The 12,853-nt window shown below is 44.3% G+C and carries 13 protein-coding genes; 6 read left to right on the forward strand and 7 right to left on the reverse strand.

Features of this window, described 5'->3' with window-relative positions; all coding sequences use genetic code 11:
• Positions 1-155 precede the first annotated feature (155 nt).
• Complete coding sequence (locus AC2D6U_RS03495) at positions 156-947, forward strand: DUF6503 family protein (RefSeq protein ID WP_484719554.1); 792 nt, start codon at positions 156-158, stop codon at positions 945-947.
• Here AC2D6U_RS03495 and AC2D6U_RS03500 read toward each other — a convergent pair.
• The gene (locus AC2D6U_RS03500) at positions 944-1,642 is read right to left on the reverse strand and encodes an SOS response-associated peptidase (RefSeq protein WP_484719555.1); all 699 of its coding nucleotides are present in this window, start codon (positions 1,640-1,642) and stop codon (positions 944-946) included. The genes AC2D6U_RS03495 and AC2D6U_RS03500 overlap by 4 nt on opposite strands.
• 189 nt (positions 1,643-1,831) lie before the next feature.
• Here AC2D6U_RS03500 and AC2D6U_RS03505 point away from each other — a divergent pair, with 189 nt between their 5' ends.
• The 3 genes from AC2D6U_RS03505 to AC2D6U_RS03515 all read left to right on the forward strand — a co-directional run bounded on the left by AC2D6U_RS03505 (position 1,832) and on the right by AC2D6U_RS03515 (position 4,665).
• A complete protein-coding gene (locus AC2D6U_RS03505) occupies positions 1,832-3,487 on the forward strand; it encodes a pyruvate dehydrogenase complex dihydrolipoamide acetyltransferase (protein ID WP_484719556.1) in 1,656 nt (551 codons plus the stop codon).
• A gap of 47 nt (positions 3,488-3,534) precedes the next feature.
• The gene (hslV, locus tag AC2D6U_RS03510; protein ID WP_484719557.1) at positions 3,535-4,074 is read left to right on the forward strand and encodes an ATP-dependent protease subunit HslV; all 540 of its coding nucleotides are present in this window, start codon (positions 3,535-3,537) and stop codon (positions 4,072-4,074) included.
• Positions 4,075-4,215: 141 nt separating this feature from the next.
• On the forward strand, positions 4,216-4,665 hold the full coding sequence (locus tag AC2D6U_RS03515; protein ID WP_484719558.1) for a hypothetical protein: 450 nt from the start codon (positions 4,216-4,218) through the stop codon (positions 4,663-4,665).
• A 152-nt stretch (positions 4,666-4,817) separates the two neighbouring features.
• Here AC2D6U_RS03515 and AC2D6U_RS03520 read toward each other — a convergent pair whose 3' ends face one another.
• A complete protein-coding gene (locus tag AC2D6U_RS03520; protein WP_484719559.1) occupies positions 4,818-6,005 on the reverse strand; it encodes an aspartate aminotransferase family protein in 1,188 nt (395 codons plus the stop codon).
• A 61-nt stretch (positions 6,006-6,066) separates the two neighbouring features.
• Between AC2D6U_RS03520 and AC2D6U_RS03525 the strand changes: the two genes are divergently transcribed.
• A complete protein-coding gene (locus AC2D6U_RS03525) occupies positions 6,067-7,641 on the forward strand; it encodes a glycosyltransferase family 39 protein (RefSeq protein WP_484719560.1) in 1,575 nt (524 codons plus the stop codon).
• Between the two features lie 65 nt (positions 7,642-7,706).
• Here AC2D6U_RS03525 and AC2D6U_RS03530 read toward each other — a convergent pair whose 3' ends face one another.
• Genes AC2D6U_RS03530 through AC2D6U_RS03550 form a run of 5 tightly spaced genes read right to left on the reverse strand, consistent with a single transcriptional unit; the run spans position 7,707 to position 12,485 of the window.
• On the reverse strand, positions 7,707-8,660 hold the full coding sequence (locus AC2D6U_RS03530; protein WP_484719561.1) for a transketolase family protein: 954 nt from the start codon (positions 8,658-8,660) through the stop codon (positions 7,707-7,709).
• A 10-nt stretch (positions 8,661-8,670) separates the two neighbouring features.
• A complete protein-coding gene (locus tag AC2D6U_RS03535) occupies positions 8,671-9,519 on the reverse strand; it encodes a transketolase (RefSeq protein ID WP_484719562.1) in 849 nt (282 codons plus the stop codon).
• Between the two features lie 14 nt (positions 9,520-9,533).
• Positions 9,534-9,983 carry a thioredoxin-dependent thiol peroxidase gene (gene bcp / locus AC2D6U_RS03540; protein WP_484719563.1) on the reverse strand — a complete coding sequence of 150 codons (450 nt, stop codon included), beginning with the start codon at positions 9,981-9,983 and terminating at the stop codon, positions 9,534-9,536.
• Positions 9,980-11,908, reverse strand: coding sequence for a M23 family metallopeptidase (locus AC2D6U_RS03545; protein ID WP_484719564.1), 1,929 nt, complete (start codon positions 11,906-11,908; stop codon positions 9,980-9,982). The genes bcp and AC2D6U_RS03545 overlap by 4 nt, the downstream gene beginning before the upstream one ends.
• A complete protein-coding gene (locus tag AC2D6U_RS03550) occupies positions 11,877-12,485 on the reverse strand; it encodes a fumarylacetoacetate hydrolase family protein (protein WP_484719565.1) in 609 nt (202 codons plus the stop codon). The genes AC2D6U_RS03545 and AC2D6U_RS03550 overlap by 32 nt, the downstream gene beginning before the upstream one ends.
• Positions 12,486-12,589: 104 nt before the next feature.
• On the opposite strand from AC2D6U_RS03550, the gene AC2D6U_RS03555 reads away from it, so the two are divergent.
• Positions 12,590-12,835, forward strand: a complete 246-nt coding sequence (locus AC2D6U_RS03555) for a hypothetical protein (RefSeq protein WP_484719566.1) — start codon at positions 12,590-12,592, stop codon at positions 12,833-12,835.
• Positions 12,836-12,853 lie beyond the last annotated feature (18 nt).

Raw genomic sequence — 12,853 nt, forward strand, 5'->3', positions numbered from 1 at the left:
CAATCGATTTAAATCCGTCACCAAATAAATAGGTTTATTTGGGTTTTCCGACGAAATACTCAGCTAACATGCGTATTTTTCTGATCAGTGACTGAATAGCTTCCAGAGTTTTCAAGATATTGGTCACCTCAACAAATAAAAGTAACCCTATTGAAATGCGTGCGTATGCAAAGGATGGAAAAGGCATGATGGTGTATTTGAAGTCTTTTAACGTATTGTTCTTGTTGTCCGGTTTGCTGAGCATAGCGGCTTGTGCCCCAAAGGAGGAAGGCCTGACTGCAGATGAGGTTATTCGTAAAGCAATAGAAACGCATGGTGGGGAGCGATATGACAACATGTTGCTCGAATTCGACTTTCGAAATCGTCACTTCAAGGTGAGGATTGAAGATGGAGCCTACGTTTATGAGCGTAGTTTTCAATCAGATGAAGGTTGGGTGCGTGACATTTATCAAAAAGACTCTTTTCAACGCATTGTGAATGAAAAGAGAATTCTGCTGAGTCAGGAGAACAAACAAAACTACCAGAACACGACCAATTCGGTGGTGTATTTTGCCTTACTGCCTTTTCATTTGGATGATCCAGTGATCAATCGACAATTGATGCGTTCTGTCAAAATTAAGGACAATCCCTACTACAAGGTGGAAGTCACTTTTGGTGAAGGAGGAGGAGAGAACTTTGAAAGCACCTACATCTATTGGATTCACCAGAAAAACTTTACTGTAGATTTCCTAGCCTATAGTTTCAACATCAATGGCGGAGGAGTGCGATTCAGAGAAGTCTCTGATGTACAGACGATAAAGGGTGTCCGATTCCAAAATTACCGCAACTACACCATCAATGAAGACTACCCGGCGCATGAATTAGATCGTGCCTTTGAAATGGGGAAACTAGACCTTGTTTCGGAGATCGAACTCGAAAACATTCAGGTCAACTTACTAAAGGATTAATTGAAAAGGGTCAAATTGCCGAATTGGTCTGCTGGAGGCACTTCTTTCCAAAGCTCTTCTTTGTTGAATTCAGGGTCCTTGAGCCGAGGGTTGATCGGATAGGAATGGAAGCGTTCAATTTCTTCGTTCTTAAGAAAATCGAGTAGACTGCCGTCTTGGGTGTCTGGGTTCAACCATTCAATTAATAGATTATCTGTTAAGATCACCGGAACTCGGTCAGCCACATTGGCCATTTTTCCAGTTGCGTTTGTCGTAATGATCATGAAGGTCGAGTGCATTTCATCTTCGTCCGACGTATACTCATTCCAAAGTCCAGCCATCGCAAAGGGTTCGTTTGCGGGAAGTGCAGTACGATAGGGGGTAAGTCCCTTTTTGGAGATGGTTTTCCATGAATAAAAACCATCGGCAAGAACCACGCAGCGTTTGGTTTTGAGGCTATTGCTCAAGGAGGCTTTATGAGGAATATCCGCTAATGGTGCATAAAGCAATTTATCACTAACCGCTTTATTCCGCGTAAAGTCTCCGATTATGCCCCAGTTGAATACGGTCAATTGATCTGGATGTTCACTGGTGATCACCGGAAGGGCTTGGGTAGGTTGTGCGTTGAAGTTGGGTTCGAATGCCTGGAGTTCGTCTAAGAAATACTTTTCTTTTAAAACTTCAGGTGATGTGGTAATGGAGTAGTTAGCAATCATTGGTCGTTGGTCAGTGAGGTTCAAGTTCGTTAAAAAACCAAACCATCCCAAATATGGTAATTTTTCAATAATCTGCTGCAATTCAACAGGTTGTTATTTCACTACTTGTTTAGACAATTTATTAAGTATTGCATTAGTTTGAATATCGTTTTAATCGGGCTATTTTTGGTCGAATAATTTTAGAAAAGCATGGCTGAAGTTGTAAAAATGCCCAAAATGAGTGACACCATGGAAGAAGGTGTGATCGCAGTATGGCATAAAAAAGTTGGAGATAAAGTAGAGTCAGGGGAATTGATGGCAGAGATCGAGACCGATAAGGCCACAATGGATTATGAATCCTATCACGAAGGCACGGTACTTTATCTGGGGGCTGAAGAAGGAGAAGCAGTAGCCGTTGACGGCGTTTTGGCTGTCGTAGGAGAAGAAGGAGAAGATTACCAGTCTCTACTCGGAGGTGCATCTGAACCAAGCAAATCAGCAGAACCAGCAGAAGAAAAAGAAGAAGAAACCACCACAGTTGCAGAAGAAGCTGTTGATACTTCATCCATCAATGCTGAGATTGTTCGTATGCCGAAAATGAGCGATACCATGGAAGAAGGGGTTATTGCGGCATGGCATAAAAAAGTGGGAGACACGGTAGAATCCGGTGAATTAATGGCCGAGGTAGAAACCGATAAAGCCACAATGGAATATGAATCCTACCATGATGGAACAGTGCTTTTCCTCGGTGCTGAAGAAGGCGAATCGGTCAAAGTAGATGGCATACTTGCCATCGTCGGTGAGGCCGGAGCAGATTATCAGGCCTTGATCAATGCGGAAGCGCAGGGTGGTAGTAAGCCTGAAAAGAAGGCGACAGCGACACAGGCAAAAGCCGAACCTCAGGAGGAAAAGACTTCGGCACCAGCAACGACTACTGCCGAGGTAAGCACATCAAATACTGGAAGTTCAGACGGTCGAATAAAAGCGTCGCCACTTGCTAAGAAATTAGCTTCAGAAAAAGGCATTGACATTGCACAAGTAAATGGTAGTGGAGAAGGAGGAAGGATCGTCAAGCGAGACATTGAAAACTTTGTACCGGCCGCTGCACCTGCTCAAGTGTCGACGGCCAATGTGGAAGCTCGCGCCGAAGCCGCCGCTATCGAATTGCCTCAAATCGTAGCCGAGGAAAGCTTCGAAGAGGTGAAAGTTTCGCAGATGCGCAAAACCATTGCCAAACGTCTGGCTGAGAGCAAATTTACCGCTCCTCATTTCTACTTGACCATGGAGATCAACATGGACAAGGCCATTGAAGCCAGAAAAAGCATGAATGAAGTGTCACCTGTAAAGATCTCTTTCAATGACATGGTGATCAAGGCCGTGGCAGCTGCTCTTAGAAAACATCCTAAGGTGAATTCTTCTTGGCTAGGCGATCGTATCCGATTGAACAAGCACATTCACATTGGTGTCGCGGTGGCTGTTGAAGAGGGTCTTTTAGTACCTGTGGTTAGATTTGCAGATAACAAGACCTTATCTCACATTTCAGCCGAGGTAAAGGACTTAGGAAATAAAGCAAAAAATAAAGAATTACAGCCTCAAGATTGGGAAGGCAATACCTTCACCATCTCCAACTTGGGTATGTTTGGTATCGAAAAATTTACGGCCATCGTCAATCCACCAGATTCTTGTATACTTGCCGTTGGGGGCATCAAGCAAACGGCCGTGGTGAAAGACGGTCAGTTGGCTGTCGGCAATGTGATGAAGGTGACCATGTCTTGCGACCATAGGGTAGTGGATGGTGCGATCGGCAGTGCTTTCCTACAAACCTTCAAGCAGTACTTAGAAGATCCAATACGGATCCTTGTTTAACCAAAATTCAAAAGTCCCGTTCATTAATGGGACTTTCTTTTTATACAATGACAAAAATTAGATCAACAACTGTTTTGGCAGTTAAGCATAATGGATCCATTGCTATAGGGGCAGATGGCCAAGCTTCAATGGGAAATACGGTAGCGAAGAGTAATGTAAAGAAGATTCGTAAGCTCCAGGGGGGTAAGATCGTTACGGGTTTTGCTGGATCGACTGCCGACGCCTTCACGCTGTTGGAGCGCTTTGATGAAAAGTTGAATACCTATGGTGGTAACATGAAGCGCGCAGCGATCGAATTGGCCAAAGACTGGAGAATGGATCGCTACTTACGCAAATTGGAATCCATGCTGATCGTCGCCGATAAGGAGGATATCCTCATTCTCTCCGGAACGGGTGATGTATTGGAACCGGATAAGGGAATAGCTGCTATCGGATCAGGCAGTATGTATGCACAGGCGGCAGCGGAAGCATTGGTAAAACATGCAGCACACTTAGACAGTCAGCAAATTGTGGAAGAAAGCCTGCACATCGCGGCAGATATCTGTATATACACCAATCATAACTTAATTGTCGAGAGAATTTCGTAAATTGTATAGGCTGTAAGACCTATTTCTCACGTGAAAAGTAGGGTATATTCATGCTATCATGTAATGACACTGATGAAACACTTCACTAAACTGTTCGCACTTTTTCTGATCGTCATAGTGGTCGGGTGTAACTAATCGACTGTGGTGAATTACCAGGAGCCTTCTGAAGGCAGGTTGCTGTTAGGTGCCACTGTGCATTTGGGCAACGGGGAATTTGTTGAGAATGCGGCTTTGGGTGTGAAGGACGGTTATGTTACCCTCTTGGCAGACGATGCCATCAAGAAATTAGACTTGAAGAAGTTTCAAGTTGATCGCCTAGGACCGGAAGACCACATTTATCCATTTAAGAAAATTGCGGCGTCTCATTCCGGTATTGTATTGGCCCGAGCTGATGCAGATCCGATCAATATTGCCATTAGAGAAAACGAGGTAGAAAAGTGCATTACCATCGGTTGTGAAGCGCAACTTCTCATTTGCCTTGGCAGCATTGAAGACATGGACAAATTCAGAGTCGATTATGTAGTCATGGGCACGGAGAAGGTAAAAATCCTGAAGCAGAGTGACTACGGTGGCTTTAGGGATATTAAATGACACTCCGCTTTTATGAAGAAATTGACCGATGTGAGCAACATCGGTTTTTTTTATGCCTTTGATTTTTCCTTTCAAGCAGTGCTTACCAGCGTAGATCTTTAGATGAGGTTATTTAAACGAACCGATTGATCGGGCTCTTTAAGCACCAATCTTCAATCTAGCGCTTCAGCAATTGACGCATTCAACAGATCAGCAGCTTTGGCCAATTCTTCATAGGTCATGTTAATGGGGGGAGCTAATCGAAAGCTTTCTGGGCAAGACAGAAACCAAAATGGAATGAGGCCATTTGTTAAACAGGTCTCAACGACTTGCTGAACTGTTTCCGCGGAATCGAATTCTACGGCGAGCATTAATCCTTTTCTTCTGATCTCCTTGATGGCCTTGTGCTGAAGCTGTTCTGCTAAAAACTGTCCTTTGGCCTCAACCTCTTCAATCATGTGCTCATCCTCAATGGCCTGAATAGTGGCCAAGGAAGCAGCGCACGTGACCGGGTGGCCACCAAAGGTGGTAATATGTCCTAAAATAGGGTCATGGGTGAGCCTATTCATGTATTCTCGTTTACTAATAAAAGCACCCATGGGCAATCCTCCTCCAAATGCCTTGGCAATCGCGATCACATCGGGTACGATACCGTAATGCTCAAAAGAAAACCATTTACCTGTTCGTCCAAAACCCGTTTGTATCTCATCGACCACGAGTAAGGTGCCGGTGGCTGTGCACCTGTCTCTCAATGCCTGAACATATTCCTGATCGGCTATTCGAACCCCGGCATCTCCTTGAATCAATTCAATGAATACGGCGGCGGTTTTTTCAGTAATGGCCTCTAGGTCTTCGGTAAAATTATGGGTAATGAATCGAACATCGGGGAGCAAGGGGCGATGCCGAAATTTTTTCGTTTCGTTTCCAGAAATGCTCAGCGCACCGTGTGTACTACCGTGGTAAGATTTACGACAAGAGATGAATTCTGTTCTACCGGTTACCCGTTTTGCGAGTTTCATCGCACCTTCAATGGCTTCTGCTCCACTATTGACGAAATAGCTTGAATCCAATTGGGCGGGTAATAGTTGGGCTAATTTAAGTGCCAGTTGGTTTTGAGGCGTCTGGATGAACTCTCCATAGGCCATGACATGCATGTATTTATCCAATTGGTCCTTTATTGCTTTCACCACCTTTGGATGCCGGTGGCCTATATTGGTGACTGCAATGCCTGAGATCAGGTCCAAATAAGCTTTTCCCTCCTTATCATAAATATAGCTGCCTTCAGCCTTCTCCACTTCGATCATCAAAGGGAAAGGAGAGGTTTGTGCCACATGCTCAAGAAAGACTTTTTTAGCATCCATGCACAAATGTAATTAAAGATAAAATTAGGTCTAGATTCTAGATATACATTAGATTTGGAAAATGATAGGGAACCAAAAGTTGGGCAATGCTGAAAATAGGGCGCTGATTTTTGGAGTAGGCTTACTTGTTTTTGCTTTTTACTTTCATCTCGGAATCTATCCCCTTTCGTTGGAAGAACCACGAAGAGCGCTCATTGCTCTGGAAATGATGCTCCATGATAACATTTGGGTGCCTACACAAGCAGGCGAATTGTATCACCGAAAACCACCCGTTTATAATTGGGTATTGATTGTTGCCTATCAGCTGTTCGGTCAAGCCAGTGAGCTGGCCGTCAGGTTTTTTTCAGTTTTTAGTCACCTGATTAGTGGTGTCTTGATCTTCATCTTTGTTCGGTGTTATGTCAAGAAAGAGTTGGCTTTACTGACCGCTTTCAGTTTTCTCGTATCAGTCGACATATTGACCTACTTTTCGGCTCTAGGTGAGATCGATCTGTTCTATGCGTTGATCACATCTTTGTCCATATTTTTGATCTACTATTTTGGTGAACGAAACCAGAATTGGTGGCTTTTTTCACTGGTCTATGTCCTAACTGCCATTGGATTCCTAACCAAAGGACTCACCTCTCTGCCATTTACAGCGATTAGTTTACTGGTTTATTTCATCCATCGCAAAAGGTTTAGGCAACTGATCAGTCTGCCCCATACCTTCGGAATTCTAGTTTTTGCAGGCTTGGTCACTGGGTATTTCTATCAGTACGGCAAATATGCAGAGGTAAGTGCTTGGTGGACCACCTTGCTATCGGAGTCCACTGATAAAGCTACCGGTGGTGGTATTTCATCTTTTCTCAAACAGCTCATCACCTTTCCGCTCGAGACCGTGAAAATATTACTTCCGGCCTCGCTTTTTTTGCCGTTGGTCATGTTGAAAAGTGTACGGAATACGTTAAAAGCACAGCCGTTTGTCTGGTTTTGTACTCTCATTTTCCTTTTTAACTTCCCTATCTATTGGTTTTCGACGGGGGCGAAGGCTAGGTACATATATCCCTTGGTGCCCTTTGGTGTGATTGTACTAAGTTTCCTTGGCGCTTCGGTTCAACACCAACGACTCGATCGCTTCATCAAGGTGTTAAGCGTGATCATTCTAGTGGTCTTATTCCTTGCGTTTATCGCCGTTCCTTTCTTACCCGATTTAGTACCGGTTAACGATGCATTTGCGTATTCCTCAATTTTGTTGCTACTCGTGCTCATCCTTCTTTATGTTCAAATCAAGCGTATTTGTAGCCCATACGTGACCTTATTATTGGCGCTGGTCGTCTTGAAGCTGGGGATTTCCTCTTTTGTACCACAGATCAGAAGAGACACTGCAGATTCTGCTGAGAATAAACGCATTGCGCTTGAGTTAGCAGAAATGACTGCCGGTTCAGATATTGGGCGCTATGATGACTTACGTCTCTCTTTAGGGATGGTTTTTTATTTGGAAAGAGAAAAGAAACGAGTGCTCTACAGTACCAATGAATTGAATAGAGGATACTTCCTTATCCTTCCTGAAGCATTGAATGGCGAAGAGACCAGCTATCAAGTACAGAAAAAGTTTACCTACAGAAATCAAGAGATCTGGTTGATCAAGGTGGACTAGCTTTATGGCAAAGGCATAAAAAAACCCGAGATTCCCCGGGTTTTATTGGTGTTGGTGAGGCGGGCCTATTTTCTTTTGAGCACGCGGTTTACTGCTTTCACAATATTCTTCGCATCAATTCCATATTTTGTCATGAGCTCGTCAGGTGTACCACTTTCTCCAAAGGAGTCATTCACAGCGACCATTTCTAAAGGTGCAGGGTGACGCAAGGCCAGTGTTTGTGCAACTGAGTCTCCCAAACCTCCATTCATTTGATGCTCTTCGGCCGTTACAACTGCACCCGTTTTCTTCACAGAAGCCAAAATGGCCTCTACGTCGAGGGGTTTGATGGTATGAATATTAATGACCTCAGCAGAGATTCCGGCTTTGGCCAGTTCGGCTTCGGCCTCAATGGCTTCCCATACCAAGTGGCCGGTTGCAAATATGGTAACATCTGACCCTTCAATCAGGTGCAAGGCCTTCCCAATTTCAAAGCGTTGACCTGCAGGAGTAAAGATGGGCACTTTCGGACGGCCAAACCTCAGGTACACAGGTCCATGGTGATCGGCAATGGCGATGGTTGCTGCTTTGGTTTGATTGTAATCACAAGGATTGATCACAGTCATATTCGGCAACATCTTCATCATGCCAATGTCTTCTAAAATCTGATGCGTGGCGCCGTCTTCACCTAAGGTTAACCCTGCATGCGAAGCACAGATCTTCACGTTCTTGTCAGAATAGGCGATGGACTGCCTGATCTGGTCGTATACTCGGCCAGTGGAAAAATTGGCGAAAGTTCCGGTGAAAGGAATCTTGCCACCAATTGTTAAGCCAGCGGCTAAGCCCATCATATTGGCTTCAGCGATTCCTACCTGAAAGAATCGATCAGGGTTTTCATCGATGAAGTCTTGCATTTTCAATGAACCGACCAAATCGGCACACAGTGCTACTACGTTTGGGTTAGATCGCCCTAATTCTGCCAGTCCCGCACCGAAACCAGAACGAGTATCTTGTTTTTCTGTAAAAGTAAATTTCGTCATGATTGTCGGTTTAGTAGTCTCCTAAGGTTTCTTCTAGCTGACCCAAAGCGTCAGCAAGTTGTTCGTCGTTTGGTGCCACACCATGCCATTTGTGTGTTCCAACCATAAAATCGACCCCATAACCCATCTCGGTCGTCATCAAATTAAGGATCGGCTTTCCTTTACCGGTGAGGGACTTGGCCTTCTCCAGACTTTCGATCAGCGACTCAATTTGATTCCCGTTGCTTTCGATCACTACCCATCCGAATGCTTCCCATTTCGCTTTCAGGTCTCCCAAAGACATGACTTCATCCGTTGGTCCATCGATCTGTTGCCCATTGTAGTCAACTGTTGCAATAAGGTTGTCGATCTTGTGATGGGCCGCGTACATTGCAGCTTCCCATACCTGACCTTCTTCTAATTCGCCATCACCCATGAGGGCGTAAACCAAATTCGATTCCCCATTCAGTTTTTTCGCCTGGGCGGCACCACAGGCAACCGATAGGCCTTGGCCTAAGGAGCCTGAAGCCACTCGAATACCGGGCAGTCCTTCTTCCGTAGCTGGGTGGCCTTGTAAGCGGCTATTGATTTTTCGAAAGGTAGCAAGCTCGGATACATCGAAGTAACCGGCCCGAGCGAGTACGCTGTACCATACAGGAGAGATGTGACCATTGGACAGGAAGAAGAGGTCTTCTCCATTACCATCGGGGTCGAAACCCTCTTTTCGATCCATTGTATGGAAATAGAGCGCTACAAAAAAATCGGTGCAGCCTAAAGAGCCACCCGGATGACCGGAATTGACTGCATGCACCATGCGCACAATGTCGCGGCGGACCTGCGACGCAATGCGTTTGAGCTCGGGTATAGTTGCTTTGTTCACGTTAGTTGCTTTTGTTATTTCAAAATTTGAGCAGTGTGCTCTTTTGTTTTCACTTTTTCGATGATGTCTTGAATGACGCCATTTTCGTCGATGATAAAGGTAGTTCTTGCTGTCCCCATATATTCTCTACCATACATCTGTTTCTTCACCCAGGTGCCAAATTGTTCATGAATTGATTTATCTTCATCGGCAATGAGTGGAAAGGGGAGTTCGTATTTTTTGATAAAGTTTTGGTGCTTTTTTGCGGAATCCGAGCTGATGCCTACTACTGCGTATCCTGCATTGAGCAACGCCTCATAGTTATCGCGCAAGTTACAGGCTTGTGCCGTACAACCTGGGGTATTGTCCTTTGGGTAAAAATAAAGGGCTAATTTCTTGCCTTTAAAATCGGCTAATTTGACGGGGTTCTCATCCTGGTCGATGCCTTCAAAAGCAGGCGCTTTATCTCCAACTTGTAAACTCATAATTCTCCTAATTTTAATTCGTAAATGGTTTGGTTTCCGGCATTATCTGCCACTACCAATTCAACCGTCCCTTCAAGTGGTTTGTTTTTGTTCAAGCGCTCACTCCAGATCAAATTTCGTTTTGGTTCATAGTGCATCAAGAGCCATTCACCATTGATCTTTGCTTCAAAGGAACTGATGCCTGAAAGATCGTCTTTTATTCGGAAAGATACCCGATTATTCGCGGTAGAAATCAGTTCAACAAGGGGCTTCTTATCATCCTTCAACAAGGTGAATTTACCAAAGCTGGAGGTCCTGAAGATGAACTTGTTCTCTTCAAAAGAGCCTCCCACGAAACTCGGGTACCGGTTATTGTTGACCTGATACACCTGATAGTTTTCGAGGCTGTCATAAGCAGCCATGGGTTGCCATTCGATCTTTATGGCGCCTTTCAACGGGATATTACGTTGTCCGATCTCTAAAAAGTCATTTTCTTCTGTCCATTCATGCATGGCTTGCACATAGAGGGTGTCAAATAAGGAGCTTTTGTCGAAGGTGAGCGAGTAGGTGTCAGAAAGAAAGGCATGTTGTGTCGACGCTGGAATTCGGTCAGCGAAGTTGTAGGTTTTGACATTGCCTTGTCCAAAGTCGATGCGTAGTGGCAAAAAACGTTTCAGATCGATCAGGTAGAAGTGTTCATCCTCCATGGAATAATCAGGTTCAATGACCGTGGAACCTTCTTTTTCGTAGATGGTGATCTTTTCCTGATTGTTGCTAACGGGTTGGTGTACGATCAGTGTGTTTTCGAGCACAAAATAGTCTTGCTTTGACGTCACAATGGGGTTTTGGACTGTTTCGTTCACCTGTCCAACGATCTGGAACGCTAAGGTGGATCGGTTTTGATTGGCATCCTCCAAAACGACCCGAACATTCACAGTGTCGCCCTCTTCGACTTGAATGAGACCGTTTTCTTCGTTGTTGACGTCATAAAAATCCAATGCATTGCCATCGTCTACGTACAGCTTACCGAATCTGGTTTTGGTCGCACTGATCAACTGATAATTGGAGTGTACATTGATGTTTTTCTGATAGGAAAAGTTGATGCTGTCGATGTCTTGTGTGAAATGCAGCTCGTCATCCAAGTAAACTTTAGTGAAGGGTACCCCATTGCGGTTGCTAGCACCATTTTGTCTATCGAAGCTATACAATTCAAGGCCGATGGTACCGATGGCGTGAATGGTTTCGGTGGTGTAAAGCCCGGTGCGCAATGTTGATGTTTTGAATGTTGCATAACCAAATTGCCCGTTTACGCGCGAAGAGGTGTTCATGGTTCTAACGCCAAGCGATGCGGCAACAGGTTTGATGTCGTCTACTACTTCATCAAAGCCAATACGAAGCGGGTCTAAGACCTCCTGGTCAATGCTTCGAATTTCAAAATGGAGGTGTGGGCCAGTTGAGGAACCACTATTTCCGGATTTTGCGATAACCTCTCCCTTTTTGAACGTGAACTGCCCTTTTTTCGGAAAAAGATTCATGGCATACGTTTGTCTCTTGTAATGTTGCTTGAGTACATAATCAGCGATTTCTTCAGAAAATGCTTCCAAATGAGCATAAACGGTAGTGGTGCCGTTGGGGTGATTTATGTATAAGCAATTGCCATAGCCGCCGGGCCCTACGCGGATACGGCTGACATAACCCTCTGCCGCTGCATGCACATTAAGGCCTGTTTTACCTTCCGTTTTAATGTCTAGCCCTGCATGAAAATGACCCGCACGCAATTCTCCCATCGTACCAGAAAGTAAATTGATCTGATCGGGTTTGATAGGAAAGGTGTAATAGCCCTTTTCTATGCCTTCATACTGTCCGAAGAGGTTGAGGGCAAAGCAGCTACTTAATACCAATAAGAAAATACGTTTACTTGATTTCAACACGCAACATTTTTTCATCTTCTATGAAGGCTTCCAATTCATCACCAATGGCAATAGGGCCGACTCCTTTCGGAGTTCCTGTAAATAGAATATCTCCTTTCTTTAAGGTAAAGAACTGCGACACATAAGCAATGATTTGATCGAAAGTATATAGCATCATACTAGAATTTCCTTGCTGTTTGGTGGTTCCATTTTGTTTTAAGGAGAAGTTGATGTTATCTAATTCAAAATCACGTTTACTGACAAAATTGGAGATCGGGGCCGAGCCGTTGAATCCTTTGGCCTTTTCCCACGGCAAGCCGTTCTCTTTTAATTGGGTCTGCAGATCTCTGGCTGTAAAGTCAATTCCTATGCCAATTTCGTCGTAGTATTTGTGTGCGAATTTTTCTTGGATGAATTTTCCCTCTTTGCTGATCTTCAAAAGTAACTCTACCTCGAAATGAATGTCGCTTGAAAAATCAGGATAATAAAAGGGTTGATCATTTCGGAGTACCGCCGTATCAGGTTTCATGAAGATAACAGGCTCAATTGGGCGCTCGTTGTTCAATTCTTTGATGTGTTCGGTATAATTCCTTCCGATGGCAATGATTTTCATCCCGCTTTTCTTTTTAAATGAAATAATATCAAATTTAACACCTGAACGGTAAAGTCGCGTGTCTTCCAGAAGGCAAAATTACCTTTCAGCAAAATTTGACAAACATGAAAACTACTACTATCAAAACCGGTCTGCTTTTCTTTTTAACCATTGCGCTTTTTTGGGCATGCACGAAAGTTCCTTTCACCAATCGGAAACAGGTGACAGGAATTTATGGTACCGATCAGATCCTACAAATGAGTTATCAGGCGTATGGACATGTCCTCGATTCTGTGCAGTTATCGACCGATGAAGAGAAAGTAGCCATGATCAAAAGAGTTGGCGCAAATATTCAGGCGGCGGCAGAATAGTTACTCGCTGAAAAAGGA

The sequence above is a fragment of the Roseivirga sp. YIW32 genome, from assembly GCF_057219245.1.

Coding starts and splice junctions, on each gene's coding strand:
- hslV (WP_484719557.1), top strand. CDS start 3,535: ATGACAAAAATTAGATCAACAACTGTTTTGGCAGTTAAGCATAATGGA.
- AC2D6U_RS03495 (WP_484719554.1), top strand. CDS start 156: ATGCGTGCGTATGCAAAGGATGGAAAAGGCATGATGGTGTATTTGAAG.
- AC2D6U_RS03505 (WP_484719556.1), top strand. CDS start 1,832: ATGGCTGAAGTTGTAAAAATGCCCAAAATGAGTGACACCATGGAAGAA.
- AC2D6U_RS03520 (WP_484719559.1), bottom strand. CDS start 6,005: ATGGATGCTAAAAAAGTCTTTCTTGAGCATGTGGCACAAACCTCTCCT.
- AC2D6U_RS03525 (WP_484719560.1), top strand. CDS start 6,067: ATGATAGGGAACCAAAAGTTGGGCAATGCTGAAAATAGGGCGCTGATT.
- AC2D6U_RS03545 (WP_484719564.1), bottom strand. CDS start 11,908: ATGAAAAAATGTTGCGTGTTGAAATCAAGTAAACGTATTTTCTTATTG.
- AC2D6U_RS03550 (WP_484719565.1), bottom strand. CDS start 12,485: ATGAAAATCATTGCCATCGGAAGGAATTATACCGAACACATCAAAGAA.
- AC2D6U_RS03500 (WP_484719555.1), bottom strand. CDS start 1,642: ATGATTGCTAACTACTCCATTACCACATCACCTGAAGTTTTAAAAGAA.
- AC2D6U_RS03530 (WP_484719561.1), bottom strand. CDS start 8,660: ATGACGAAATTTACTTTTACAGAAAAACAAGATACTCGTTCTGGTTTC.
- AC2D6U_RS03555 (WP_484719566.1), top strand. CDS start 12,590: ATGAAAACTACTACTATCAAAACCGGTCTGCTTTTCTTTTTAACCATT.
- bcp (WP_484719563.1), bottom strand. CDS start 9,983: ATGAGTTTACAAGTTGGAGATAAAGCGCCTGCTTTTGAAGGCATCGAC.